20 protein-coding genes and 1 pseudogene are annotated in these 26293 nt (G+C 44.4%); 17 read left to right on the forward strand and 4 right to left on the reverse strand.

Annotated elements, in window-relative coordinates; translation table 11 throughout:
• Positions 1-25: 25 nt before the first annotated feature.
• Complete coding sequence (locus AC1DOV_RS11330; RefSeq protein ID WP_339203713.1) at positions 26-1030, reverse strand: LacI family DNA-binding transcriptional regulator; 1005 nt, start codon at positions 1028-1030, stop codon at positions 26-28.
• A 517-nt stretch (positions 1031-1547) separates the two neighbouring features.
• Between AC1DOV_RS11330 and AC1DOV_RS11335 the strand changes: the two genes are divergently transcribed.
• The 14 genes from AC1DOV_RS11335 to hisC all read left to right on the forward strand — a co-directional run bounded on the left by AC1DOV_RS11335 (position 1548) and on the right by hisC (position 22079).
• On the forward strand, positions 1548-2909 hold the full coding sequence (locus tag AC1DOV_RS11335) for an ABC transporter substrate-binding protein (RefSeq protein ID WP_477549974.1): 1362 nt from the start codon (positions 1548-1550) through the stop codon (positions 2907-2909).
• Positions 2910-3111: 202 nt separating this feature from the next.
• Positions 3112-6015, forward strand: a complete 2904-nt coding sequence (locus AC1DOV_RS11340) for an extracellular solute-binding protein (RefSeq protein ID WP_477550051.1) — start codon at positions 3112-3114, stop codon at positions 6013-6015.
• Positions 6015-6938, forward strand: coding sequence for a carbohydrate ABC transporter permease (locus AC1DOV_RS11345; RefSeq protein ID WP_076266687.1), 924 nt, complete (start codon positions 6015-6017; stop codon positions 6936-6938). The genes AC1DOV_RS11340 and AC1DOV_RS11345 overlap by 1 nt, the downstream gene beginning before the upstream one ends.
• 4 nt (positions 6939-6942) lie before the next feature.
• Positions 6943-7809: a carbohydrate ABC transporter permease gene (locus tag AC1DOV_RS11350; protein ID WP_076266688.1), complete on the forward strand. Its 867-nt coding sequence runs from the start codon at positions 6943-6945 to the stop codon at positions 7807-7809.
• Between the two features lie 10 nt (positions 7810-7819).
• On the forward strand, positions 7820-9319 hold the full coding sequence (locus AC1DOV_RS11355; protein WP_477549975.1) for an NHL repeat-containing protein: 1500 nt from the start codon (positions 7820-7822) through the stop codon (positions 9317-9319).
• Positions 9316-9936: a Yip1 family protein gene (locus AC1DOV_RS11360; RefSeq protein ID WP_339203708.1), complete on the forward strand. Its 621-nt coding sequence runs from the start codon at positions 9316-9318 to the stop codon at positions 9934-9936. The genes AC1DOV_RS11355 and AC1DOV_RS11360 overlap by 4 nt, the downstream gene beginning before the upstream one ends.
• Positions 9937-9950: 14 nt before the next feature.
• Positions 9951-12527 carry a DUF5696 domain-containing protein gene (locus AC1DOV_RS11365; RefSeq protein ID WP_477549976.1) on the forward strand — a complete coding sequence of 859 codons (2577 nt, stop codon included), beginning with the start codon at positions 9951-9953 and terminating at the stop codon, positions 12525-12527.
• The gene (locus AC1DOV_RS11370; protein WP_441881623.1) at positions 12527-13426 is read left to right on the forward strand and encodes a carbohydrate ABC transporter permease; all 900 of its coding nucleotides are present in this window, start codon (positions 12527-12529) and stop codon (positions 13424-13426) included. The genes AC1DOV_RS11365 and AC1DOV_RS11370 overlap by 1 nt, the downstream gene beginning before the upstream one ends.
• 26 nt (positions 13427-13452) lie before the next feature.
• Positions 13453-14457, forward strand: a complete 1005-nt coding sequence (locus AC1DOV_RS11375) for a carbohydrate ABC transporter permease (RefSeq protein WP_441881620.1) — start codon at positions 13453-13455, stop codon at positions 14455-14457.
• A gap of 61 nt (positions 14458-14518) precedes the next feature.
• A complete protein-coding gene (locus AC1DOV_RS11380; protein ID WP_441881618.1) occupies positions 14519-15553 on the forward strand; it encodes a glycosyl hydrolase in 1035 nt (344 codons plus the stop codon).
• A gap of 55 nt (positions 15554-15608) precedes the next feature.
• A complete protein-coding gene (locus AC1DOV_RS11385) occupies positions 15609-16709 on the forward strand; it encodes an SGNH/GDSL hydrolase family protein (protein WP_477527803.1) in 1101 nt (366 codons plus the stop codon).
• Complete coding sequence (locus AC1DOV_RS11390; RefSeq protein ID WP_477549977.1) at positions 16706-18184, forward strand: glycosyl hydrolase; 1479 nt, start codon at positions 16706-16708, stop codon at positions 18182-18184. The genes AC1DOV_RS11385 and AC1DOV_RS11390 overlap by 4 nt, the downstream gene beginning before the upstream one ends.
• A gap of 37 nt (positions 18185-18221) precedes the next feature.
• Positions 18222-20771, forward strand: a complete 2550-nt coding sequence (locus AC1DOV_RS11395) for a beta-mannosidase (protein ID WP_477549978.1) — start codon at positions 18222-18224, stop codon at positions 20769-20771.
• Positions 20772-20969: 198 nt separating this feature from the next.
• On the forward strand, positions 20970-22079 hold the full coding sequence (gene hisC / locus AC1DOV_RS11400; protein ID WP_441881606.1) for a histidinol-phosphate transaminase: 1110 nt from the start codon (positions 20970-20972) through the stop codon (positions 22077-22079).
• 86 nt (positions 22080-22165) lie between these two features.
• Here the strand turns inward: hisC and AC1DOV_RS11405 are convergent, their stop codons facing one another.
• On the reverse strand, positions 22166-22930 hold the full coding sequence (locus AC1DOV_RS11405) for a CAP domain-containing protein (protein WP_441881603.1): 765 nt from the start codon (positions 22928-22930) through the stop codon (positions 22166-22168).
• Positions 22931-23209: 279 nt separating this feature from the next.
• On the opposite strand from AC1DOV_RS11405, the gene AC1DOV_RS11410 reads away from it, so the two are divergent.
• Both AC1DOV_RS11410 and AC1DOV_RS11415 read left to right on the forward strand, forming a co-directional pair.
• Positions 23210-23410, forward strand: coding sequence for a cold-shock protein (locus AC1DOV_RS11410; protein ID WP_054024035.1), 201 nt, complete (start codon positions 23210-23212; stop codon positions 23408-23410).
• 124 nt (positions 23411-23534) lie between these two features.
• Positions 23535-23726: pseudogene (locus AC1DOV_RS11415) on the forward strand (hypothetical protein); the annotation flags it as partial.
• Between the two features lie 33 nt (positions 23727-23759).
• On the opposite strand, the gene fabV reads toward AC1DOV_RS11415, so the two are convergent.
• Together fabV and AC1DOV_RS11425 are read right to left on the reverse strand one after the other, a co-directional pair.
• Positions 23760-24950, reverse strand: coding sequence for an enoyl-ACP reductase FabV (gene fabV, locus AC1DOV_RS11420; RefSeq protein WP_477549979.1), 1191 nt, complete (start codon positions 24948-24950; stop codon positions 23760-23762).
• Between the two features lie 204 nt (positions 24951-25154).
• A complete protein-coding gene (locus tag AC1DOV_RS11425; protein WP_076266703.1) occupies positions 25155-25364 on the reverse strand; it encodes an alpha/beta-type small acid-soluble spore protein in 210 nt (69 codons plus the stop codon).
• A 133-nt stretch (positions 25365-25497) separates the two neighbouring features.
• Here AC1DOV_RS11425 and AC1DOV_RS11430 point away from each other — a divergent pair, with 133 nt between their 5' ends.
• On the forward strand, positions 25498-26139 hold the full coding sequence (locus tag AC1DOV_RS11430) for an ATP-dependent DNA ligase (RefSeq protein ID WP_477549980.1): 642 nt from the start codon (positions 25498-25500) through the stop codon (positions 26137-26139).
• Positions 26140-26293: the final 154 nt, after the last annotated feature.

The raw sequence follows: 26293 nt of genomic DNA on the forward strand, positions 1-26293 counted from the left end.
CGCGATGGTCATCCTCTTTTTATGTTTAATTTCTGAAAATAATCTCAGCTTGGATAAGGGTCCTCTCGTAGCTCGTTGTTGCGTTGAGTATTCTCCAAAGCATCTGATCAACAGCACGTTTGCCGAGCAGCTCCTTATCTACATTAACAGTAGCCAAAAAAGGAATCTGAGGATGGGTATTGTCGAAGCCGGTGAAAACGAGCGTTTCTGGAATATACATGCCGATATTTTTTAATGTATCTAACGCAAAAGAGGCAAATATATCATTGGCGCAAACAAATACTTCAGGTAAACCATGCTCCTCAATAGCAGCTTTGAATGTATCGTGAAAGTTTTCAATTTCCGGTCCCATTAGGGAAGGAATTTGCTTTAGTTCAATATCATTGTCCTCGAGAGCTGAACGGAAACCAAGGAATCGTTCATAGAAGCTTTGCGCATCTCTAATATTCCCTAAAAATTGATAGTTTTTGTAGCCTTTTGTAATGACGGCATTCATTATTTCTCTCATGCTGGACAAGTTGTCTGTAAAAATCGAGTCGCAGTGAAAGTTTGGATCGTAATGATCGACCATTACGACAGGAATGCCGAGCCGTTTAATATCAAGCAACACAGAGGTAGAAATAGAGCCTACAGTAATAATGCCCATAATAGCTTCAGGGTTTAAAAGTGAGAACATGGAGTCGTTAGTAGGCTCAGTTAATGTAAGGATGTTAATGCCCTTTTGGTTCAGCCTTGTAGATATGCCGTTAAATATTGGACCCCAATATAAGGAATCAGTATTTTGATAACGAACATTTGGGAAAAGCACTAGAATGGTTCCGGACCAGCTTCGTGATTCTGTATCCATCAGTTCGCTTGAAACAGGAGGCGTCTGCGCGTCCTTAAAATAACCAAGCTGTCCTGCAGCTCTTAATATCACTTCTCTTGTTTGTGGACTAACCCCCGATTTCCCGGATAACCCTCGTGAGACTGCGAATTTTGACAACCCTGTGTAATCGGCAATTGATTGAATCGTTACCTTCCGGCGCATAAATTTCATCCTACCTTAATTAGTTAGTTTGCCAAGCCATCTATATGTAAAGAAGTCCATTATTATATGTGAAGAAATGCTAGTCATTATTTTACCGTATTGTTACTAACAATTAAACTTGTTTTTTTATTGCTAAAAAACATTAAACATTATTATTTTATTTAGAGTTTTATTTAGGAAGTTCATTCACCTCAATGCTTTATTATTGTCTTTTTGTTATTTTGTTATGTAGATAAATATAGCTGTTTTTTCAAGGGTATACAAGCGATAAAACGGAATTTAACTTATTTTTTTAAAAATATTAGCGCGTTTGGATAACAAATAAAAAACAATTGACCAGTTTTGTTTTTGGTGTTATATTCGTTATGCAAAAAGAAATAACAAATTACGGAAATCAAATAACGAAAAGGCGGTGAGGTTAGCTGTTGGGTTTTTCAAAGTTTAGGAATGAAAGCGCTTTTAAATGGGGATTTTTACTTTATACCAACTGATGAATGTAAAAATGGGAGGTTCGGTCATGAGAAAAATACAAGGTTTGTCCATTTTGGTGTTATGTTTCATGCTCATACTTACAGCTTGCAGCGGCGGGAACGGCGGAAATAAAGGAACGAATAACGCTCCAAAAGAAAGCGCTGTCACTGATCCGACTGCAGCACCTGAGGAATCCACAGCAACACCAGAACCTGTCGATATGGGTGGACGCGTTATTAAAGTAGCTGCATGGTGGGATTTGACACCAGCAGGTGCAACGGCTTCCGAGAAAGAGCGTCTCGCTAAAATTGAAGAAGTTGAAAAAAAATATAATGTGAAAATCGAATTCATAAACGTTCCTTTTGAAGAATACATGCCGAAGTTTACGGCTACTGTCCTGACAGGTGAGCCTTTCGCAGACATCGTTCAAATGGAATATAAAGCAGCATTGCCGGCTGTATTGAAAGGCCAGCTGCTTCCGATCAGCGAGTTTACAACTTCAGCTAATAACATCAACAACGATGCAAACTTGATGGCCAAAGCGCCTGCTATAGCTGGCGGCGAATATGCATTTGACAATCCAGGCTCAGGCGGTACAGCCATGCACTACAATCGCGATTTGTTCAAAAAGCTTGGCCTTCCGGATCTTCAAGAGCTTTACACAGGCGGCCAATGGAACTGGGACAAGTTTTTGGAAATTGCAAAGCTAGCAACGAAGGATACAGACAATGACGGAAAAATTGACGTTTATGGCTTCTCTGGCTGGTCCATTGATATTTTCCGCAACTTTACGGCTGCAAACGGCGGCAAAATCGTTGACGAAGGAACAGGCGTTCAAGGCTTAACCGATCCAAAAACGATTGAAGCGGCAGAGTTTATGAACCGTTTATACAACGTTGAGAACGTTATGAAAATTAAAACAGGCGACAGAATGAATTATGAAGAGTTCAACACGTTCAAAGACGGCGATGTAGCGATGTTCCAAGCACCGGTATGGAACATTGGTGATTTAACGTTCGATATCGGCGTAGTGCCTATTCCGAACGGCCCTCAAGGAAGTCCTGAGGTTACTTATGCGAACCCAGCACAAGCGGCTAAATTTATTCCAAAAGGCGTAAAAGACGCGCAATTGGTTTACCAAATTTACGAAGAAACATTTGATATTACTCAAACGGAAGAGTTCCCTAGCCAAGAGTGGCTGGAAGGTCTCTACAATCACGAGGAAGATGTAGCTATGCAGCGTGATCATATTACGAACACAGGCCAAATCTTGCTAGATGATGCTTATCCTGAATTCCCGACTGGAAAGTTCGTTACAGATATTATCGTAAATAATCAATCAGTGACTGCGACTGCAGAGAAGTATAAGCCGGAAGCAGAAGCGTCCATAGCCAAGCTTTCTAAGTAATTGAAGGCAGCGGTTTAATGTATAGGTCGGGGGACGTCTTTCATGACTTCCCCCGATTGTATGAGAACGAGGAAAATAAATGCTAGAAGATATATGGGCTTATATTTCACCATCAAACGTGAGCTTCCCCGCCTATGGACGGAGAAACCGTTTATGCATGTAAGGAGGACCTCTGGTGATAAGCAATTTGCGGCTAACCAATATGGCAAGGAAGCTAGTCCCTTTTGTTTTGGCAGTTTTAATGGTGCTTCCGTCAGTGCCTAAGGCGCATGCAGTCGGCAGTTCGGATAATGCGCTGACGGAGGAGTCCGTTCAATCCGGATCGACGAAGATCTCGGCTTATAATGAACAAAAATATCATGATTATGTCTCGCAATATGAGGCGGCTGCCCGTCCAGAGCGGGAAATCGTATTAGAAGCAATCAATTACAGCCATATAGAGGGTGCTGAGTTCGAGAAGCTTAACAACTACGAGGGCATGGACGGATCTTCCTTGTTAACAGGCGAATCGGGCAAAGTGGAATGGTCATTTGATGTGACTGATGCGGGTCTTTATAATCTTTCTTTGCTCTATTATCCCATTGAAGGAAAAAGCTCAGCGATTGAACGGGATTTATTCATTGACGGAAAACGTCCGTTCAGAGAAGCTGCTTTCCTGCAGTTTGACCGTGTTTGGGATAATCAAGCAGCTCAAGTTGTTCAGGACAATCAAGGCAATGATCTCAGACCAAAGCAAGTGGAGAAGCCGAGATGGAGCGAGAAAACATTTCAAGATTCCGATGGTTACGAGAATGAACCTTTCTTATTTTATTTTTCGGAGGGCAAACATACGATTACGCTTGAATCTACACGGGAACCGATGGTCGTTAAACAATTGAAACTATTTCAACAGCCTGCTCCACTACCCTATGAACAGTTGCTTAAGCAGTATGAAGCAGATGGTATGAAGGCGACGAGCGGCCAATTGATTACGATTGAAGGCGAGGCTTCCACAGCAAAGTCTTCACCTACCTTGTATCCGCTAAGCGAGCGTTCAAGTGCTGCAGTATATCCTTACAGCTCTTCAAAAATAAAAATTAATACGATTGGCGGCTTGAATTGGCGTCTTCCTGGTCAATGGATGGAATGGGAAATTGATGTCCCTGAAACGGGGCTTTACCAAATTGCCTTTAAAACGCAGCAAAACTTCGTTAGAGGCATTTATTCAACTCGTACATTAACCATTGACGGTGAAGTTCCTTTTAAGGAAATGGAAAAGGTTGCGTTTCGTTATAAGAGCTCCTATCGGCTTGATGTGATGGGTGGAAAGTCTCCTTATTTATACCGCTTGGAAAAAGGAAAGCATACACTCAGGCTTGAGGTAAGTTTAGGCGAGTTTGCCCCGCTCATTCGAGAGGTTGAAAGCAGTCTTTATAATTTGAATGAAATGTATCGCAAAATATTGATGATTACGGGAACGAAGCCTGATGAATACCGTGATTATCAGATTGAGAAAAAAGTTCCCAACATACTTAACGTTTTTGAAGAAGAAAGTGAACGTCTTAAAACCATTGCCGCGCAGCTCGTCAAATTATCAGGACAATCCAGTGACCAAGAGGCTCTTCTAAAGACGATGTCACTGCAATTGGATGAGATGGTTGAGAAGCCGGATACCATTCCAAGAAGGCTTGGAGCCTACAAGACAAACACGGGCGGACTAGGAACTTGGGTTCAGCAAGCAAGGCAGCAGCCGCTTGAGATCGATGCGCTGTATGTCGCTTCACCAGATAAGAAATTCCCTAAAAAAGGGATGGGTTTCGCTGCGAATCTTAAGCATCAATCTGCAACTTTTATTTCTTCTTTCTTTACGGATTACAATCAGATCGGAAATATTTCTGAGGACGCCGACCAAAGGTCGATTACCGTATGGATCGGAAGCGGACGGGATCAAGCCAACACGATGAAGGCGATGATTGACGAAACCTTTACATCCGTTACCGGCATTAATGTCAACTTGAAGCTGGTAAACATGGGAACACTGCTGCCTGCAACGCTGGCGGGCCAAGGTCCCGACATCGCCATGCAGATTGAAAATGATTTGCCTGTTAACTTTGCGATGCGCAACGCTTCAACTGATTTGACACAGTTTGCTGATTTCGAAGAGGTGAGGGAACGTTTCCGTCCAAGCGCAGTTGTTCCATACAGCTATGATGGCGGGGTTTATGCGTTGCCGGAAACACAAACGTTCAACATGCTCTTTTACCGTAAGGATGTGCTTGATCAGCTGGATCTGGAAATTCCGCAAACTTGGGATGAAGTTTCTAATTTACTAGCCGTTCTAAGTAAAAATCATATGCAATTCGGTTTGCCAGTTGTGGCACAAGCTGCTGTTCAAGGGCAAAACATACCGCCAAACTCGATGTATGCGGCACTATTATTTCAGAATGGCGGACAGCTATACCGCAATGATGGCAAAGAATCCGATCTGGATTCACGCATCGGCATTGAAACATTTAAGCAATGGACGGAGTTTTATACCGACTATAAATTAGAACGGGAATATGATTTCTCCAATCGCTTCCGTACGGGGCAGATGCCAATCGGCATTGCAGATTATACAACCTATAACCAGCTTTCTGTATTTGCGCCAGAAATTCGCGGCATGTGGGGCTTCGCTCCTGTTCCGGGAACCATCCAGAAGGATGGCTCCATTAATCGTGAGGTGCCAAGCGGAGGCAGCGCTGTCGTAATGATGAAGAAGGCGAAGGACAAGGAAGCATCATGGGAGTTCATGAAATGGTGGACCAGCGAAGCGACACAAACGGTGTTTGGTCGTGAAATGGAAGGTTTGATGGGCGCAGCAGCCCGTTATCCAACTGCCAATATTAAGGCACTCGACAGCTTGCCATGGCCGGTTGCCGATTACGAAAACTTGAAGGCGCAATTTGAATGGGTACAAGGGGTGCCGGAAGTGCCAGGCGGATATTTCACAGGCCGGCATTTGTTTAATGCCTTCTATAAGACGGTTGTTGGTCAAGTGCAGGCGCGCGAATCGATTATGGACTATGTCCAATATATGCAGGATGAAATTACGACGAAACGAAAAGAGTTCGGGTTGCCGCAATAATGGAGGGAGGGTCAAGCGTGCAAAATTGGTGGAACCTGAAGCTGCGGGAAGTGAAAGCAAACAAACACTCCTACATATTGCTGGCGCCTTACATGGTTTTGTTCGCCGTGTTTACAGTACTGCCGGTTTTGGTGTCGGTGGTGCTTAGCTTTACGTACTTCAATATGCTGGAGTTTCCAAAGTTTGTCGGCTGGCAGAACTATACGCGCTTATTTCTAGATGATGATGTTTTCCTCATTGCCGTAAAGAACACGCTGTTGTTCGCTGTAATAACGGGACCGATTAGTTATATCGCATGTTTTGTTTTTGCATGGATTATTAATGAGCTGTCTCCAAAGCTGAGAGCGATAATGACTCTCGTATTTTATGCGCCATCGATATCCGGAAACGTGTATTTTATATGGCTGATGATTTTCTCCGGCGATCGTTATGGTATTGCCAACGGTTTTTTATTGAAGCTGGGCATCATCTTGGAGCCGCTTCAATGGTTGAAAAAAGAGGAATACATTTTGCCGATCATCATTCTTGTTCAGCTTTGGCTTAGTCTTGGAACGGGTTTCCTTGCTTTTATTGCAGGTTTGCAAACCGTTGACCGGACATTATATGAGGCTGGCGCAGTCGATGGCGTGAAGAATCGATGGCAGGAGCTTTGGTACATTACATTGCCTTCGATGCGGCCGCAGCTGATGTTCGGGGCAGTCATTCAGATTACGACGGCATTTGCAGTGGCTGATGTTTCAATCGCCCTCGCAGGGTTCCCAAGCGTCAACTATGCAGCTGAGACGATAGTTACTCACTTAATCGATTTCGGTACTACCCGTTTTGAGATGGGTTACGCTTCTGCCATTGCTTCTGTGTTATTCATGATTATGGTGGGATCGAATCTCATCGTTCAAAAACTTCTTCGCAGGGTAGGTGAATAAGTTCATGAACTTCTCCTTTCGAATCCCGAGGAAACGGGTAAATCGATCGTTCTGGGGCAGCTTCTCGCTTTTTGTTTTGCTTACGGCGTTTGGTGCGTTCATGATCGTGCCGCTAATCTATGCGATCAATAATGCCTTTAAACCGTTGGATGAAATATTTATGTTTCCTCCGACATTATTTGTTCGAAACCCGACCATGAACAACTTTATCGATTTATTTGCATTGTTAGGCAATTCATGGGTTCCTTTTTCAAGGTATATTTTCAACACGGTTTTCATTACCGGCATGGGAATCATTGGGCATGTACTGTTAGCGTCGGCAGCTGCTTATCCGCTAGCCAAGCATAAGTTTCCAGGTAAAAGCTTCATGTTCAGCATTGTCGTTTTATCCTTGATGTTTACGCCAGCCGTAACAGCTATTCCAAACTATATGATCATGTCATGGTTAGGCTTGATCGATACGTATTGGGCAGTCATCATTCCTGCTTTTGCTTATTCGCTTGGTCTCTATTTAATGAAGCAATTTATGGAGCAGATTCCTGATGTGCTGTTAGAGGCGGCGAAAATTGATGGAGCAAGCGAATATCGTATTTTCTGGACCATCGTAATGCCCAATGTAAAACCGGCATGGCTGACGCTAATTATTTTGCTTTTCCAAATTCTTTGGGGCAGCGATGGGAATGGCTTCATTTACAGCGAACAGCTTAAATCGCTGCATTTTGCAGCGAATCAAGTTGTGGCAGGCGGTATTGCTCGCGCAGGAGCGGCGGCAGCAGTAGCACTCATTCTGATGAGCGTTCCGATTACGCTGTTCGTTTTCTCGCAAAGCCGAATTATTGAAACGATGGCGACTTCAGGAATGAAAGATTAAAAGGGGGGGAATGCACTTGTCAGCGAAAAAATGGTTTCTCGTCATCGCGGCGGCTTCCCTATTGTTTATTACCGCAGCGCCTGCACCGGCGGCTGCAGCGTCGACGCCATATGAGAGCTACAACTATAACTATTGGGAAGAAGCAGTTCCAGCACCGGCGGCTTATGTACCCAAACGCTCCATATCCGGAGCTGATATTGGCATCGGTGACTTTTTAGAGCCAAAGGATATGGTCGTGTCTGCAAGCGGGCTCATATACATTGTGGACAGCGGCAATGGCCGAATCGTTATTTTAGATGATCAGTGGAAAGTGAAAAACATCATTAACGAATACGAGAAGGACGGAGAAAAGATCGGTTTTAAAAATCCGTCGGGACTATTCGTTGATGAGGAGGAGCAGCTTTATGTTGCGGATACGGACAACGGGCGAGTTGTCGTGTTATCGAGCGACGGTGAAATGCTTCGAATAATCGAGCAGCCCAAATCTGATGTTTTGGCAAGTGATTTTAAATTTATTCCGTTAAAGGTAACGGTAGATAAAGCCAAACGGGTTTATGTCGTAGCGCAAGGCATCTACGAAGGCATCATGCAGTTTGATGAGAAAGGCCAGTTTATCGGATATGTAGGGACAAACAAAGTGCAGCGGGACTATACGGAAGTCATATGGCGCTTGCTTTCAACCAAAGCACAGAAAGCGCAAATGGTGCTGTTTATACCAACCGAGTTTTCGAATATCGATATCGATGCCAAAGGATTTGTCTATGCAACGAACATCGATCCTGACTCTAAGGAACCAGTAAAAAGACTTAATCCATCAGGTGAGGATGTGCTGAAGCGCTTCGGTTACTTCGATGTGTTAGGGGATATTTTGTTCAGGCGCGCTGTTGGTCCTTCCAAGCTGATTGATGTGAAGGTGCTCGAAAACGGAATGTACAGCGTGCTTGACGGAAATCAAGGCAAAGTATTTACCTACAATGATGAAGGCGATTTGCTCTATGTGTATGGCGGTAAGGGAAATCAGATCGGTACGTTTAAAATACCGGTCGCCGTCGAGCATTTGGGTGAAAAACAACTGGTGCTTGATCGTGGGAAAAGCAATATTGTCGTATTTGAGCCAACGAAGTTTGGTGCCAGCGTAAACGAGGCGGTGAAGCTGCATTACACCGGTGAGGATAAGCTGGCGGTACCGATTTGGCAAGAAGTGCTTCGGTTAAACAGCAACTACGATATTGCGTATATAGGCATTGGCAAATCATTGCTGATGGAGCGGAAGAACGGGGAAGCGCTCGAGTATTTCAAGCTGGGCATGGACCGCGATAGTTATTCCGTAGCTTACAAAAGGTACCGCAGGGAAGTAATGAAGGAACATTCAGGAACCTTTCTAACAATGCTGATCGTCCTAGCAGCTGCATGGCTTGCGTTCAAGCTGGTAAGCTCTCGTATGAAAAAGAGGAAGCTTACGATGTCAGACTTTGCATCGCAAACCGCTAAGGAGGGCAGATCGCTATGAAACAGGATTTCATTAAGTTTCCGCTGCATTTAATCGTTCATCCTTTTGACGGCTTCTGGGATATGAAGTATGACGGCAAAGGAAAAGTAAAGGTCGCATTAGCTATTTTGCTGCTTGTCATCGTTTCTGTTATTTTACAAAATCAGTTTGCAGGTTTTCTGGTGAACTATAATGATCCACGTCATTTGAACAGCCTGACTCAGCTCGTTACGATTGTATTTCCTTTCTTTCTTTGGTGTATATCCAATTGGGCGATTACAACCTTAATGGATGGCGAAGGTAAATTCAAAGAAATTGTTATGGCGACGGGTTATGCGCTTGTTCCTATGGTCATTCTTTATGTGCCCATGACCATTGCGAGCCGGTTTATGGTACAGGAAGAAACGGCTTTTTATTATTTAGTTATGTCTATATCCACCATTTGGTTTCTAGCGCTTCTATTTGTCGGTACGATGACGGTTCATCAATATTCGGCGTTTAAAACGATTATTACGATGCTGCTGACGGTAATCGTAATGGGCATTATCGTATTTCTTGGGACGCTCGTGCTGAGTATGATGCAGCAAATTATCGATTTTATTATCAATATTTATCGTGAAATCATTTTCCGTACGTAAAGGAGGCCGCACCCGTGAAAAATCGTAAAAAGCTGGTTGCGGTGCTGGCCTGTACCGCAGCAATTTGTATCTTGGTCTGCTCCGTATTGCTATTCACCAGTCGTGGAGCTAAAGCCGTTAAAGCAGCCGCTTATATGAAAATGACAACTGAGCTGGAAGCTGGAGCCGCAATTAAGGCAATGCCTGATTCTTCAAAAGGTGTGCCAGGCATGCAGCTTGTAGCGGACAATTCCGAATTATCGTTATACTACAGCGCCGAAACGACAGAGGTCGCTGTGAGGGATAAACGGCAAGGCCAAATCTGGTACAGCAATCCGCCCAATCGGAGTGAGGATGCTATCGCATCGGGCTTCGAGAAGGAAATATTGTCTTCTCAGTTGACGGTACTGTTCCGGGATTCAATCGGTACGCTGGATACATTCACCAACTTCACGGAAAGTATCGCAAATAAGCAGTTTACAGCTGAAAGCATTGAGAACGGCATTCGTATCACCTATACGATTGGCGATACGTCAATCGGCGTGGATGCCTTGCCAAGGTATATAAGCAAAGTGCGATTGGAAGAGAAGGTGCTCTCCAAGCTGGATGCACCGACGGCCAAGTATGTGGGATTGCGCTATTATCCGAAAGCGGACAATAAGGAAGTATTAGAGAGACTAGATGCGCAGGTTTCCAAGCCGCTTGTATTGAGCAAAATGACGGCGGCATTCGTCAAGGCTGGTTATTCCGATGAGGATCTCGCTTTCGACAATGAGGAAAATGGCGTTGCAGGCGGCGGCGAATCGAGCAAACCAAACTTCGTTATTCCTTTGGAATACCGCATTGATGGCGGTTCACTGGTTGCATCCGTTCCAGTCAATCAGGTCAAAGAAAGCGGAGGCTATCAAATTCGCAGCATCGAGATGCTTAATTTCTTTGGCGCTGCAGATAAGGAAAACGAAGGATATATGTTCGTGCCGGATGGAACCGGAAGCTTGATCCATCTAAACAACGGCAAGGTAAAGGAAGAGCAATACGTACAAAGAGTATATGGCCTTGATCCGAACGATAACAGCTACCGCCGCGGTCAAGTAAGCGAGAGTGCTAGAATGCCGGTATTTGGGATGAAGGCAGGAAGCGCAGCGTGGTTTGCGGTGATTGAAGAAGGTGATGCTGTTGCCAGCATCGCTGCTGATATCAGCGGTAAAAAAAATTCCTACAATTATATTCACAGCAGCTACTCATTGCGTGGAGAGGATGAGCTTGAGCTTTACACTGGTTCAAAGATTCAAGAAATCCAGCTGTTGAGTGAAGAGATTTATAAAGGCGACATTCAAATTCGGTACAGCTTTCTCTCAGGAGATAAGGCGAGCTATTCAGGAATGGCGGAGCTTTATCGTGACAGGCTTGTAGCTGAAAACAAGCTTCAGCCATTAAAAGATGATGAAAAGCTTCCATTTTATTTGGATATTCTAGGAACGGTCGACAAGCGGAAATCATTCCTTGGTGTACCGTACAGCTCCGTCGTTGCCATGACATCCTTTGAGCAAGCCTCACAAATGGCTGGACAACTGAAGTCGGATGGGATTAATCGATTGCTCATTCGTTACACGGGCTGGTTCGGCAACGGCGTCAATCATCAGACACCAGTAAAGCTGAAAGTGGACAGCGAGCTCGGAAGCAAGTCCAGCTTTATTAAGCTAGCGAATCAGCTGGAGCAATCCGGCGGGATGTTGTTCCCAGATGTAGCCTTTCAGCAAATTTATCATGATGATGGAGGTTTTGTTCCATCCTCTGATGCATCGCGGTTCGTTACACGGGAGGAAGCAGAGCTTTATCCTTATAACCGAGCGCTTAATCGAATGGATATGCTGTTAGGCTCGTATTATTTGTTGTCACCGGCAAAGCTTCCCTACTTCGTTGATACGTTTATGAAGAAGTATGATTCGCTTGGCATGAGGGGAATATCGCTGCGGGACCTTGGCAGCGTGCTGAGCTCGGACTTCCGTACGAGCAGAGTCATTCAACGCGAAACGGCTAAAAAAATCGTTGAGGATGAGCTGAGCAAGGTGGATGAGCGCGTCGATCAAACGATGCTTACGGGCGGAAATGCTTATGTATGGCCATTCGCAGATCATCTTATAAATGTGCCAACGTCATCCAGCGGCTTCGTGCTAACGGATGAGGAAGTTCCATTTTATCAAATGGTTATTCATGGATATGTCGATTATGCCGGCGGTGCGATTAACTTAGAGGATGAGCAGGATATTCAGCAGCAGCTGCTTCGTTCGGTAGAGCTTGGCTCAGCGCCGCATTTTTCATGGAGCTATGAACCATCGTCTAAACTGAAATTCACTCATTTTGACAAGCTGTTCTCTACCCATTACAAAGACTGGTATGATCAAGCGCTGTCGATGTATAAGGAAGCAAACGATGTGCTCTCCGGTGTGAGAAACGCTCAAATGGTGAAGCATATTCGCCATCAAGACGGTGTCGTAGAGATGCAATACAGCAATGGGAAATCAATTATTGTCAATTACACAGATAAGCAAGTCAGCATTAACGGAAACAAAGTTGAAGCTCAAAACTATTGGGTAGGAGGTGAGCGTTAATGAATGGATATAAGTTAGCTTTGCGCCACAAGCGCTCACTTCTTGGCGTAGCATTTATTTTCCCATGGCTGCTGGGCTTCATATTTATGTTTGCGACCCCGCTTATCCAATCCATTAAATTCAGCTTCAGCAAGCTAACGGTGGAACCGACTGGGTTTATTTTGGAATCGGTTGGCTGGGCGAATTTTAAAGAAGCGTTGTTCGTGGATGCTACCTTCAATCGGATTTTGACCCAATCCGTTTCTGAAATGGTTTTGAATGTACCGATGATATTATTTTTCAGCCTTTTCTCTGCTACGCTGCTTAATCAGAAGTTTCGTGGCAGAATACTCGCGAGAGCGATATTTTTCCTGCCTGTCATACTCGCTTCCAATGCGATTTCAGCTGCAGAAACAGCGGGGCTTATTAATCTAGTAGGCGATTCATCGGTCGTAAGTGAAATGGGTGAAGCTTCTTCCACCTATAATATTATGTCAATGGTCATGATACTTAGTGAAATAGGATTGCCGCTATCGTTCGTAGACTACATCGTTCAGGCGATTACTAGAATCTATGAGATTATTACAAGCTCTGGCGTGCAAATTCTTATTTTTCTAGCTGCTTTGCAGTCCGTTCCAGGTGCCATGTATGAGGTGGCTAAGATGGAAGGCGCTACAGCCTATGAATCGTTCTGGAAAATCACATTTCCATTAGTTAGCCCGCTCATTTTGACCAATGTCATCTATACGATTATTGATTCATTCTCGGGCAGCGCAGTTACGGATATGATTTTCTCGACGGCATTCACCACGCAAAACTTTGGGCTAAGCGCAGCGATGTCTTGGGTTTACACGTTGATTATAAGCGTTGTTTTGGTCATTATCGGAGTGCTGCTATCGAGAAAAGTACATTACAACTGAGTGATTAACAAAGGAGGAAGCTGCATATGGAGGCTTCACAGGCTGTTCGCAACGAGGACAATAAATATCGGCTGCAGAAAATGAAAAATAAGACGATCGATACGTTGTACGCCATTTTTCGTTACGCGCTTGTTATTGGCATCTCGTACATCATCATTTATCCGCTGCTTATGAAGTTTTCTGTTGCTTTCAAAGACAAAGTCGATATTTACAATCCGACGATTTATATGGTGCCTGTCCACTTTACGCTCGACAACATCAAAATGGCGATGGATATTTTACACTACTTTCCTCTCCTAGGGAATACGCTTGTCTTTGTTATTGTGACTACGCTACTAACGACAGCTTCCTGCGCGCTTGCTGGGTACGGCTTCGCCCGTTTTAACTTCCCAGGCAGCAATGTGCTGTTCGCTCTGGTCATATTAACGATTCTAGTTCCGACAAGCACGTTGATGGTTCCGATGTATCTTCATTTTAGAAGCTTTGACATACTCGGAGTCATTCATCTCGTGACGGGTAAGGAAGGCGTTAATCTGCTCAATACGTATTGGCCTTCTATTATAACGTCTGCGACGGCAATCGGATTAAAAGCGGGCCTGTTCATTTATATTTTCCGCCAGTTTTTTAAAGGAATGCCTAAAGAGATAGAGGAAGCAGCATTGATTGATGGTGCTGGCGGAGTGAAAACATTTTTGAAAATCATGCTGCCGAACGCCATTCCGCCAATCATTACTGTTGTGCTGTTCTGCTTTGTTTGGCAGTATAACGATACCTTTTTCACTTCGCTGTTCATGAGTGAATCCGCACTTATGCCGATTAAGATTTCGACATTGTCAGCTCAAGCCAATGCGTTGCTTCCAGGTTTGCTGGGGGTAGCGGCCGGAGGCGGTAACGTTAAGGCTGATCCGAACCATGTGGCAATGATTATTGATACGGGTATTTTGCTTGCTATCATACCGCTAATCATTTTGTACTTAGTCGTTCAGCGTTATTTCGTTGAAAGTGTGGAGCGGAGCGGTATTATCGGGTAGCAGGCAGTAGGTTAAGTAAGGATATACAAAAAGAAATGTCAAAGAAGGAGAGAAACCATAAATGTTGAATGTGAAGCAGCAATCCCGTTTCATAGTGGAACCTAAGCTCATAAACCCGAATGCAGACGATCAGGCGAAAAGGCTGATGACCTATTTATGCGACATTTATGGAACTCGCATATTGACCGGTCAGCAAATCGGTGTAGTATCAACACCTGAGCTTGAAATATTGCATGAAGTGACTGGGAAATACCCAGCTGTTTATGGCTTTGATTTCATGAATTATTCACCCTCGCGCACAGAGCGCGGGGCCACATGCTCCGATACGGATATTGCGATTGATTGGTGGCAAAGCGGCGGCATCGTAACTTTTTGCTGGCATTGGAATGCGCCTAAGGATTTAATTGATTTGGCCCCTGACCGAACGTGGGGCAGCGGCTTCTATACAAAAGCAACGACGTTTGATGTGCAGAAGGCGTTGAGTGATCAAGAGTCAGAGGATTATAAGCTGCTGATCAGAGATATTGATGCGATTTCCTCCGAGCTGAAACGGCTGCAGGATGCAGGGGTGCCTGTATTATGGAGACCACTGCACGAGGCTTCGGGAGGCTGGTTCTGGTGGGGCAGCAAAGGGGCTGAGCCCTGCGTTCAATTGTGGAAGCTGATGTATGACCGAATGACGAACGTGCATAAGTTGAACCATTTGATTTGGGTATGGAATGGACAGCATGCGGATTGGTATCCGGGCGATGAGTACGTCGATATTATTGGAGAAGATATTTATCCTCCTGAGCAAAATTACGAGTCGCAGCTTGATCGTTTCGAGAAGGCACTCGCTTACACAAGCATGAACAAAATTATTGCTTTGTCTGAAAATGGACCGATTCCTGATCCAGATCTTATGCTGCAGGATCGTGCACTCTGGGCATGGAATTGCACGTGGTATGGCAATTTTGTCTACAATACTGTGGATGGACACCGTGTATATGCCGAGAAGTTTACAGATAGGGAACAGCTTATCAAATTTTATAATCACCCTTTCTCGTTAACGAAGGATGAGCTGCCTGATTTGAAAAATTATCAGCTGCGAGAATAGCGGGTGGATGCCATTCATCGCAAGGACTAATACTTGTGCAAGGAGCACGCCATTTATGACTTTGTCGATTTGGAATCACCGAAGCAATCTGCATCGAACGCGGCGCGGAATCCAAGAAGGACGCTTGACGGTTGGCTTTATTGGAGGCTCGATTACCGATGCAAGGCCGCGCCATAACTGGCCGGAGGCAGTCATTGCCTGGTTCACGGAGCAATACCCGGAACTGCGTATCGCGGTTGAAAATGCAGCGATTGGAGCAACGGGCAGCGATTTAGCTGCTTTCCGCGCCAAACGCGATTTAATCGATACGAATTGCGATTTGGTTTTTATTGAATATGCAGTTAATGATGAAGGCGAGCCAACCTTGAAGCGCAATCGCTCGCGCGAAGGATTAATAAGGCAATTGCTCGCTGATGGCCAGCGCGATATCGTCATCGTATACACGTATTCGCAAAATATGTACAGCGCTATTACACAGGGCTTGGTACCGGATACGATTAATGAATTTGAGCGGATAGCAGAGCATTATGATCTTAGCTCGGTATGGATGGGTTTGTATGCTTTTGAGGAAGTCAAGAAAGGCAAGCTGCGCTTTGAAGAATGGCTGCCAGATGGTCTTCATCCGACAAGCAGAGGAAGCTTGAGCTATGGGCAAAGCGTAATTGCTTATCTCCAGAAGGAATTACCGTACGCGGATCACGCGGTGGAGGCTGATCAGGTTTCATACTTGATACCAAAGCCGCTGGATACACAATGCTGGGATGATGTATTCGACTTATCTTTTCATCACATTCATACGAGAGGTTCTTGGGCCATAAGGAGATGGCCTCACCTGGAGTGGATCGATCAAGTGCTCGAGACATCGGCCATTGGAGCAGAGTTGTCCTTCTCCTTCGAGGGAAGAGGACTCGTTCTTGGCTTTGACTTCGGGAGAAGCTCAGCTGAGTTTCGATACCGAATAGATGATGGGGAGTGGCAAGTGATGGAGCGGGAGAGGCCATCATGGGTCCAGGATGATGGGTGGTATCGCTTAAGCTGTTTCGGAGATGATTGGGTGAGCGGCCGTCACCGCTTCGAGCTTGAAGTCATTCATGGCAATCGACCAGAATGCACAGGCACTAATTTCCGTCTCGCGAAAGTGGGGATTATCAGGTGACCGCCCTTAGGAGCAGGCGAGTTGTCATTAGTGCGTTGGCTGTCAGCTTAGCGCTTCTAGGCGCCGCTTTAGTCGTTATATTGGCTGTTCTGCCAAGCTCAAACAAGGTAGAACCATTTTTGAAATACGAAGCGGAGTCCGGGCTGCTTCAAGGTACTATGGTTTCCAAAGAAGCGGAGGGCTTCTCTGGCTCAGGCTTCGTTACTGATTTTACGGATGAGCAGGACCAGTTATCGTTTGAGGTTGTTGCTCCAAAGGCAATATTATACAATGTTTGGGTCAGCTACCGGGCGCCAAATGGCAATAAAGTAGCTGGCATTTCATTGAATAATGAGCCCCACGGCGATTTGGTTTTACAGCCAAATGATCAATTTACGGAGCTCAAGGCAGGGAAGCTGCTTTTACAAGAGGGCACGAATACGATTAGCCTGACTCGAGGCTGGGGTTATTACGATATCGACTATATTAAGCTGCAAAAGACGCAGCCTGAAACGAAACATCAGGTTTCTGGTGAATTAGTGAATGGGAATGCTTCTGCAGAAGCCAAAAAACTAATGAATTATTTGGTGGAAAACTATGGCGAGTCGATGTTGTCGGGTCAAACCGGACTGGATAATGTTTCTTGGATTGAGAAGATTACCGGTAAAGAACCAGCGATGGTCGGGTTTGATTTAATCGATTATTCCAAAACAAGAGCAGAGCACGGAGCTATCTCGTATGAAGTGGAAAAAGCAATTGGCTGGCATAAGCAAGGCGGCATTACAACCTTCTTATGGCATTGGAACGCTCCCACCGGCATAATTGACGAGCCGGGAAAAGAATGGTGGCGGGGGTTTTATGCTGATTCGGTAACCTTTGATTTGGAGAAAGCTTTGAGTGACACTGAATCGGAGGAGTACAAGCTGCTGCTAGCTGATATCGATACGATTGCCGTGCAGCTTCAAAGATTAAAGGATGCCCATGTGCCCGTGTTATTTAGACCGCTTCATGAAGCGGAAGGCGGGTGGTTCTGGTGGGGAGCAAAGGGTCCTGAACCGGCAAAGCAGCTTTACCGAATAGTATACGATCGACTGGTCAATAAGCATGAATTAAACAATCTCATATGGATCTGGAATTCGGTCCAGCCCGAATGGTATCCAGGAGATGACGTAGTGGATATCGTTAGTGTAGATAGTTATCCAGCCCCTGGAGATCATTCTCCCGCCATTAATTATTTTGATAATCTCGTCGCTCTAGTAAGCAATAAAAAACTTGTTGCAATGACCGAAAATGGTTCCATTCCTGATCCGGACTTAATGAAAGCGTATGGTGCGAATTGGAGCTGGTTTGTCACCTGGGAAGGCGATTATTTAAACGATGGAAAACATAACAGCCAAGAGATTTTGAAAAAAATCTACAATCATTCAAATGTGACGACACTGGATGAACTTCCAGACTTGTTTAGCATGAAAAAAGCTGTAGATAAAGAAAAATGACAAGCGATAGGAAGACACATATTCTTAGGAGGACAAAATGAGAGAAACACAACTAGTGCTAAGTAATTGGAAATTCAAAGCTTGTCAGGAGCAAGAATGGATGGAAGCCATCGTGCCTGGCTGCGTTCATACGGATTTGCTGCGCAATGGCATCATCAAAGATCCTTTCTATAAAACAAATGAACATGATTTGCAATGGATTGACAAAATAGATTGGGAATACGAGACTCATTTCGACGTAAATGATCAATTGTTTAATGCTTCAACTATTGAACTCGTATTCGATGGGTTAGATACGTATGCAGACGTTTATGTAAATGGCCATCATGTATTGTCAGCAGACAATATGTTCAGAACATGGAAAGCAAATGTAGCGTCTATGGTGAATGCCAAAGATAATGTATTGTTGATTAAATTCCGCTCCCCTGTGCAAGAGGATTTGCCGAAGATCGAGAAGCTTGGCTATAATCTACCAGCTAGTAATGATCAATCAGAGCTTGGCGGACTGGGTGCTCAGAAGATAAGTATTTTTGCAAGAAAAGCGCCTTATCATTATGGCTGGGACTGGGGTCCACGATTCGTTACGAGCGGTATTTGGCGTGAAGCTAGACTAGAGGGCTGGTCCGACAGTAAAATTACGGATGTATATGTGAAGCAGGATCAGGTAAATGCTTCGAAAGCTAGCTTAACGGTAGATGTGGAAATTGAGTCGGAGCATGAATGGAACGGCTTGGTGAAGTTAAGTGCTGGGGGACAAACTTGGGAGCAGGCTGCGCACTTAAAGCAAGGGATCAATGTGATTCAACTGCCTGTTGATATCGAGAATCCAAAGCTTTGGTGGAGCAGAGGACTTGGCGATGCTCATTTATATACATTTACAGCAGAGCTTTGCAAGGATGGAGAGTTGATAGCTGCAAAGTCCGTTCGTACTGGTCTTCGCTCCATTCAATTGGTGCGAGACAAGGATGAGGTAGGAGCCTCGTTTTATTTTGAGCTTAACGGCGTTCCTGTGTTTGCGAAAGGTGCAAACCATATCCCTAATGACAGCTTCATTACAGAAGTAACAGATGAGCGATATAGACATGAAATTGTTTCTGCTGCGGAATCGAATATGAACATGCTTCGTGTATGGGGCGGCGGTATATATGAGCAGTCGGTGTTCTATGAGCTTTGTGATGAGTACGGCATCTTGGTGTGGCAGGACTTTATGTTCGCATGCAGCATGTATCCTGGCGATGAGGCCTTTCTAGAAAATGTTCGCTTGGAAGCAGAAGAGAATGTGAAGCGGCTGCGCAATCATCCTTCCATCGTATTGTGGTGCGGCAATAACGAGATTGATTCAGCTTGGGCGCAATTTGATGAGAAGGGCGGCTGGGGCTGGAAAAAAGAATATACATCGGAGCAGCGCGCTGTCATTTGGGCGGACTACGAGGCGGTTTTCCATGACATTTTACCTGATGCGGTTGAAGCCTATGCGCCAGGAACACAATATTGGCCATCCTCACCGCTTATATCGCTGTCGGGGGACATTAACCAGCATGCGCATCCGCTATCTACAGAGGGAGATGTTCATTACTGGGGAGTATGGCACGCAGTTGAGCCATTTGAGAACTACAACCTGAAAATCGGCCGTTTTATGAGTGAATACGGCTTCCAGTCATTCCCTGAGTATGATACGGTGATGAAATTCGCAACGGAGCAGGATTTGGCTCTGGATTCTAAGGTAATGCGCGCGCATCAGAAGAATGGCGACGGCAACCGTCTCATTAAAGAATACATGGATATTTATATGAGCGAGCCTAAGGACTTCCCTGCTTTCCTCTATATGAGTCAGGTGCTGCAAGCAGAAGCGATGAAGATGGCGATTGAGGCGCATCGTCGCAACATGCCATATTGCATGGGAACGTTATACTGGCAAATGAATGATTGCTGGCCAGTAGCTTCTTGGGCAGGCATGGATTATTACGGGAAATGGAAAGCTATGCAGTATTATGCGAAAAGAAGCTTCGCCGATACAATGCTGTCCTTTGACAAGACAGATGACGGCGTCATCCATATTCATGCGGTAACGGATTTGCTGGAATCGTTGAAAGGCGAGCTCAAATTATCGCTATACGATTTTGCAGGCGTGTTAATTAAGCAGGAAACGACTCAAGTGTCCATAGCAGGAAATAGTGCAGCAATTGTAAGCTCGATAAACGAGCTGGAATGGCTGACAGGCTGCAAAGCAAACCGTGTTGTATTGTATGCAGAGCTGACCCAAGGCGGTAAGCTGATAGACAGCAAGGAACATTATTTCGTGAAAGCGAAAGAACAGAAGCTTGCTTCAGCGGTTATTCGAATTTCAGAGGTTGAAGGCAGCAACGGTACGTCGTTCGCGCTGGAAACGGATGTGCTTGCTAAGCAGGTATGGATTACCGCAGAGCACGAGGGCATGTTCACGGACAATTTCTTTGATTTAGTACCAGGTGTAGCTAAAATCGTAGAGTTCCGCTTGCGCGAAAGTGGAGAAGCAGCAAGTAAGCCAGCTACAGCGGGCAAGGTACAAGCTCGTTCAATGATCGATTTTTTGGCTGAGGACAAATAAAACGAAGTGAAAAAAACAGATAAAAAGGAGGCGCCTATAAGGGGTGCCTCCTTTTCTTAATGTTCAATACGATACTGCTGGAGCGGGAATATAGTCATTATTTCGACAATCTTATCTCGCATTAACTCTTTACTGCGAGAAAGGATTAATGTATTATCGTATTAAAGGTTTTGACTTTGTTTAGTAAGGGTGAAATGTATGAACGAGAAAATTGAAGTTAAACCACGAAAGGCTTTGGAAGTGATGAAGCCCTACTCGCCAGGTAAACCGATTTGGGAGGTTCAGAGCGAATATGGCCTGCAGCATGTAATTAAGCTGGCCTCAAATGAAAATCCATTAGGACCTTCTCCAAAAGCGATTGAAGCCATCCAAACCGCCTTGACTGATCTTCATCGTTATCCTGACAACCAGTCTCAATTATTGAAGAAAACCATTGCCGATTATTACGACCTCCATGCAGATCAAGTCATTGTTACTAACGGCGGAGATGAGCTCATCACGCTTGTAGCAGAAGCTTTTTTGGATGCGGGTGATGAAATTATTGTGCCGGGACCTACATTTAGTGAATATGAGTTTGGTGCTCAGCTGATGGGAGCTAAAACAATCGTTGTCCCGCTCAATGATGCTTTTCAATATGATGCAGAAGCTATTGTTGCTGCAGTGACTGATCGTACCAAAATTATATATCTATGTTCTCCAAATAATCCAACAGGTACTTATGTAGCTCAAAAAGATTTGAAATATATACTCGATTCAATCCCAAAACGTATCATGGTTATGCTCGATACAGCTTACAGCCACTACGTTTCGGAGGAGCTGTATTCGGATGGAATGGCATTTGTAAGAGCAGGCTACCCGCTCATCGTGCTAAAAACCTTTTCGAAAATTTACGGTCTTGCAGGTATTCGAGTAGGTTATGGGGCTGCTCCTCAGCAAATTATTCAGAGCATTCTTCAAGTGAAGGAGCCGTTTAATGTTAATGCACTTGCCCAGACAGCTGCAGCTGCAGCGATCGGTGATGAAGAGCATGTTTTAAGTTCGCAAGCACTGGTTGCCAAGGAACGTGAGCGCATGTACGCTTCATTTGACCAGCTTGGAATCAAATATACGCAAAGTATGACTAACTTTGTACTTGCTGAGCTTGGGCCAGAATCGGAGTCCATCTACATGCGTTTAATGGCTAAAGGGATTATCGTTCGCCACGGAAAAACGTGGGGCTTGCCGCTCCATGTGCGTATCTCAATAGGTATGCCCGAAGAAAATGATCAGTTTATTGCCGCATTAAGCGAAATACTTGGTTCGGTTTAATCTTTAGTAAATAATTATGCTGCGATTTTAGTAAGAGCAGCCAACGAGTGGAAATTCGTCGGCTGCTCTTTTTTTGATCGATGCGATTAACCAGTAAATTCTTGAACCCATGCACCTTGGTAATACCCTACTCCAATTTTAGTGAAACTGGATTTCAAAATATTTGCGCGGTGCCCAGGGCTGTTCATCCAATCCTTCATTACTTGATCAGGAGTAGGCTGGCCTTTAGCAATATTTTCACCAGCAGAACTGTACGTAATATTGAATTGTTTCATCATGTCGAAGGGAGAACCATAAGTTGGTGAATTATGATCAAAGTAGTTGTTGTTAATCATATCCTGTGCTTTGACCAAAGCCATTTTGGATAAAGAGCCATCCATGCTGAGTGCAGGCAACCCTGATTTTGATCGTTCAGAATTGACCAGTTGGAGCACCTGTTGTTCATATTGTCCAGAGGAAGAAGGAGCTTTCTCCGCTGGATTTTGAGTCGTTGGATTCTGAGTGGTCGGGTTTTGAGTTGTTGGATTCTGTGTCGTTGGTTGTTGAGCTGGGTTTTGACCAGGGTATTGAGACGGAAATGGATAAGGGTACTTATTAACGAGTCCATTTGCTCCATCGCCCAACAGCCAATCTGGAATGTTGTTATACTGTGAGCCCTTCATTGAAACAGTAGGATTCTTCATCATCGGTGTAGAGATTGAAGAGGCCTGGGTTGTGTGTGGCGTTGACGTAATAATAGGTGTTTTGGTTGATGTGTAGCCAAGAGCAGAGTGCTTATTGGTTGACATCCTTGGATTTGACGAACAGCCTACAGCTAAAATAAGTAAAGCTAAAATGAAAAATTTCCGCATGTACATACTCCTCAACGTTAGAATAGTGTGCTTGCTACCCGATATATAATTTCCTGACCAAGCGGTTGTTATCCCGGAGAAAAAAGGGATTTGATCTTTTTTAAAATGAAGACTTGCTTATTACAAATGCCTATGGTATATTATCAATACAAACAACAAATTTAACCTTGAATTCACTCATTGAAAAGGTTGTCATTTGTATGATGATATCTTTTTCAATGTGTGATTTTTAGTTTTTCTGGAAAAAACATGTTAATATACTTTTGGAGGTAATCAATTATGGAACAAGGTACAGTAAAATGGTTTAACGCAGAGAAAGGCTTCGGTTTTATCGAAGTAGAAGGCGGCAATGACGTATTCGTACATTTCTCCGCAATCCAAGGCGACGGTTTCAAATCACTTGACGAAGGTCAACGCGTTGAGTTCAACGTAACTCAAGGCAACCGTGGACCACAAGCAGAAAACGTTGTAAAACTATAGTATTAAATCAAAACCCCTTAACTTCGGTTAAGGGGTTTTTTTATACATTAATCAAGTTATAAATTTTCGGAGTGGGAGCAGGACTACCACTCTGTTTTTGTTTTTGGTAAGGTAGAGGTATGTAGACGAAGGGAGAATCCAAGGAGGCAGCCAATCTATTCAAGCCTTAGCCAGAATGATTGGGCCAATCATTGGAGGTCAAATCTATGTATCATTTGGTCATGCCGCACCCGCTTTTATGGGTATGATCCTTATAGCAGTGGCCATACCAGTAATGTATTTGCACCAGCAAACACAAAAAAACCAACTCGAGTGAATAAACGCTCGAATTGGTTTTACAGTGGAAATATTAGCGAAGATTTGGAATGTTTACTTCTGGATTAACGTCTGCTTCATAATCGATGCCATCTGTCTCGAAACCGAAAAGCTGGAAAAATTCACGACGATAACCTTCAAGATCAGAAAGATCATAAACATTTTCTGTAGAGAGCTTAGCCCAAACATCGGCAACCTCAGCTTGGATTTCTGGTCTCATCTCCCAATCATCAACGCGGATAAGGCCTTTTTCATCAACCAGCGTTTCACCTTTACCGTATAGACGTTCTGAGAATAAACGATACATTTGCTCAATGCAGCCCTCATGAATGCCTTTTTCTTTCATCACTTTATAAAGGGCGGAAATATAAAGTGGCACAACTGGAATCGCGGAGCTTGATTGCGTTACGAGCGCTTTGTTAACGGAAACGAATGCGCGACCGCCATTTGTGCTGAGCTGTTCATTAAGGCGGTGAGCCGTAGCTTCCAGATCATTTTTAGCAGCGCCAATTGTACCTTCACGATAAACTGCATGTGTAATTTCAGGTCCAATGTAAGAGTAAGCAACTGTAGTTGCGCCTTCAGCAAGTGCTCCAGCTTTCTCAAGCGCGTCAATCCACATCTGCCAGTCCTCGCCGCCCATAACAGCAATTGTTTGACGAAGCTCGTCTTCTGTTGCCGGCTCGATTGTAACTTGCGTTACATCGCCGTTATGGAAGTTAACGGTTTTGTTCGAATACGTGCCGCCAAGCGGCTTGATAACGGAAGAGAACGTTTCGCCTGTTTTTGGATGCGTACGGCGCGGGGAAGCAACGCTGTAGACAACAAGATCAATTTGACCTAGTTCCGTACGGATCAAGTCGATTGTTTTTGCTTTAATTTCATCAGAGAAAGCATCTCCAACGATGCTGAAAGATTTGCGTCCAGCAGCTGCAGCAGCTTCCTCGAAAGCAGCGGAATTGTACCAGCCAGCGGATGCTGTGCGTGCGCCTTCAGCAGCTTTGTCAAAATAAACGCCAATTGTATTAGCGCCAGCAGCGAAAGAAGAAACGATACGTGAAGCAAGACCATAACCTGTTGAAGCTCCAATGACGAGCACGTTGCGCGGGCCTTCAATGCTTGGTTGAGCGTTTACGTAATCGATTTGACGTTGTACTTGTTGTGCGCAGCCCTCAGGATGTGCTGTCGTACAAATAAAGCCACGTGTTTTTGGTTGAATAATCATATTAGAATATTCCTTTCCATAATGGAATTTGTTTGTATGCGTTATGTAACGGGACAACTCTCTCCCATTTTACCTATTTTTATTGAAGAAGGGAAGTTCTCCATTCGTGACAAAAGCATTTATTTGCACAATTTCTTATTTTTTCTCAAATAAATAAGCGCCAAGAAAGCATCTCTGCATTCTTGGCGCTTATTTATGTAGAAATTAACGACGTCCTGACAGCTGCTGTTCAGCCATTTGAACGAGCCGGCGTGTAATTAATCCGCCGATAGAGCCCATATCGCGAGTGGTCATGTTGCCATAATATCCGTCTTGCGGAAGTTGAATGCCAAGCTCTTGGGCCACTTCATATTTAAGCTGCTCTAGAGCTGCACGGGCTTGCGGTATAAGAAGTTGATTCGTACGATTTGCCATCTTTTCTCAGCCTCCTTCTTGAACCTATTATGTGGATACGAGTGAGAGTTTATTCATATCATTCACCTAAATTTACCTCCTATTTTTGAAGTGAAATCATGCTAAAATGGTTAAACGGAAAGGGGGCGCCGTAATGTTTGTGGAACCCATGTTATTAACGGAATATGAAAAACCTTTTGATGATGATGATTTTATATTTGAACCCCTATTGGATGGACACCGCCTGCAGCTCTCCTTTATGGGAAGCAAGGCTGCTTTATATACTCGGCATTTCAATGAAGTTACGCGGCAGTATCCCGAATTACATAATGTTCCGCTGAGGGAGCCTGCGGATGTTCTGTTAGATGGCGAGGTAACCTATGTAAACCCGTTTACAGGAGCGATTGAGTTCGAGTCGCTGCAGGAACGTTACAGGCTGAAGAAGGAACCGAGTATCCGTGAAGCCAAAAGGACGAAGCCGGTCCAGTTTTTTGTATTTGATATTCTTTATTACAACGGGCTTGATTTAAGGCAAAAACCGCTGCTTGAGCGAAAGCGGCTGCTGGAATATATTTTGGAGGATAATGCCTATTTCAAAAAGATGCTGTACGTGGAGCGAGAGGGTGCAGCTATTTTTGATCTTGTAAGAAGATCGGATTTGGAGGGCATTGTCTGCAAGCGCAAGGATAGCACCTACGCTGAGGGTCGTCAGGAGAGCTGGCTAAAGGTGATAAATGATAATTATAAATCGTTATCGATGGCTTCAGATCAGAAAAAAACCTCAATTGCTGAGTAAAGGTATTATTAATATTTTTATTAATAACAACGAATATGCGTAAATGATTTTATATTGCGTGAGATGAATGCTGTCGGCAAAAGCTGATGGCATTTTTTGCGTTTATTTCTAAAACGAAGGAATGGAATACTGCCGTACTAGAGGGGTGTGGGAG

Source organism: Paenibacillus sp. 01T47, assembly GCF_056398245.1.

Bases quoted from the DNA above. Each gene is read 5' to 3' on its own strand.
- AC1DOV_RS11335 (WP_477549974.1), top strand. From the start codon at position 1,548: ATGAGAAAAATACAAGGTTTGTCCATTTTGGTGTTATGTTTCATGCTC.
- AC1DOV_RS11330 (WP_339203713.1), bottom strand. From the start codon at position 1,030: ATGCGCCGGAAGGTAACGATTCAATCAATTGCCGATTACACAGGGTTG.
- AC1DOV_RS11405 (WP_441881603.1), bottom strand. From the start codon at position 22,930: ATGCGGAAATTTTTCATTTTAGCTTTACTTATTTTAGCTGTAGGCTGT.
- AC1DOV_RS11425 (WP_076266703.1), bottom strand. From the start codon at position 25,364: ATGGCAAATCGTACGAATCAACTTCTTATACCGCAAGCCCGTGCAGCT.
- AC1DOV_RS11340 (WP_477550051.1), top strand. From the start codon at position 3,112: ATGGCAAGGAAGCTAGTCCCTTTTGTTTTGGCAGTTTTAATGGTGCTT.
- AC1DOV_RS11385 (WP_477527803.1), top strand. From the start codon at position 15,609: ATGACTTTGTCGATTTGGAATCACCGAAGCAATCTGCATCGAACGCGG.
- AC1DOV_RS11430 (WP_477549980.1), top strand. From the start codon at position 25,498: ATGTTTGTGGAACCCATGTTATTAACGGAATATGAAAAACCTTTTGAT.
- AC1DOV_RS11370 (WP_441881623.1), top strand. From the start codon at position 12,527: ATGAATGGATATAAGTTAGCTTTGCGCCACAAGCGCTCACTTCTTGGC.
- AC1DOV_RS11360 (WP_339203708.1), top strand. From the start codon at position 9,316: ATGAAACAGGATTTCATTAAGTTTCCGCTGCATTTAATCGTTCATCCT.
- hisC (WP_441881606.1), top strand. From the start codon at position 20,970: ATGAACGAGAAAATTGAAGTTAAACCACGAAAGGCTTTGGAAGTGATG.
- AC1DOV_RS11345 (WP_076266687.1), top strand. From the start codon at position 6,015: ATGGAGGGAGGGTCAAGCGTGCAAAATTGGTGGAACCTGAAGCTGCGG.
- AC1DOV_RS11410 (WP_054024035.1), top strand. From the start codon at position 23,210: ATGGAACAAGGTACAGTAAAATGGTTTAACGCAGAGAAAGGCTTCGGT.
- AC1DOV_RS11350 (WP_076266688.1), top strand. From the start codon at position 6,943: ATGAACTTCTCCTTTCGAATCCCGAGGAAACGGGTAAATCGATCGTTC.
- AC1DOV_RS11380 (WP_441881618.1), top strand. From the start codon at position 14,519: ATGTTGAATGTGAAGCAGCAATCCCGTTTCATAGTGGAACCTAAGCTC.
- AC1DOV_RS11395 (WP_477549978.1), top strand. From the start codon at position 18,222: ATGAGAGAAACACAACTAGTGCTAAGTAATTGGAAATTCAAAGCTTGT.
- fabV (WP_477549979.1), bottom strand. From the start codon at position 24,950: ATGATTATTCAACCAAAAACACGTGGCTTTATTTGTACGACAGCACAT.
- AC1DOV_RS11375 (WP_441881620.1), top strand. From the start codon at position 13,453: ATGGAGGCTTCACAGGCTGTTCGCAACGAGGACAATAAATATCGGCTG.
- AC1DOV_RS11355 (WP_477549975.1), top strand. From the start codon at position 7,820: ATGCACTTGTCAGCGAAAAAATGGTTTCTCGTCATCGCGGCGGCTTCC.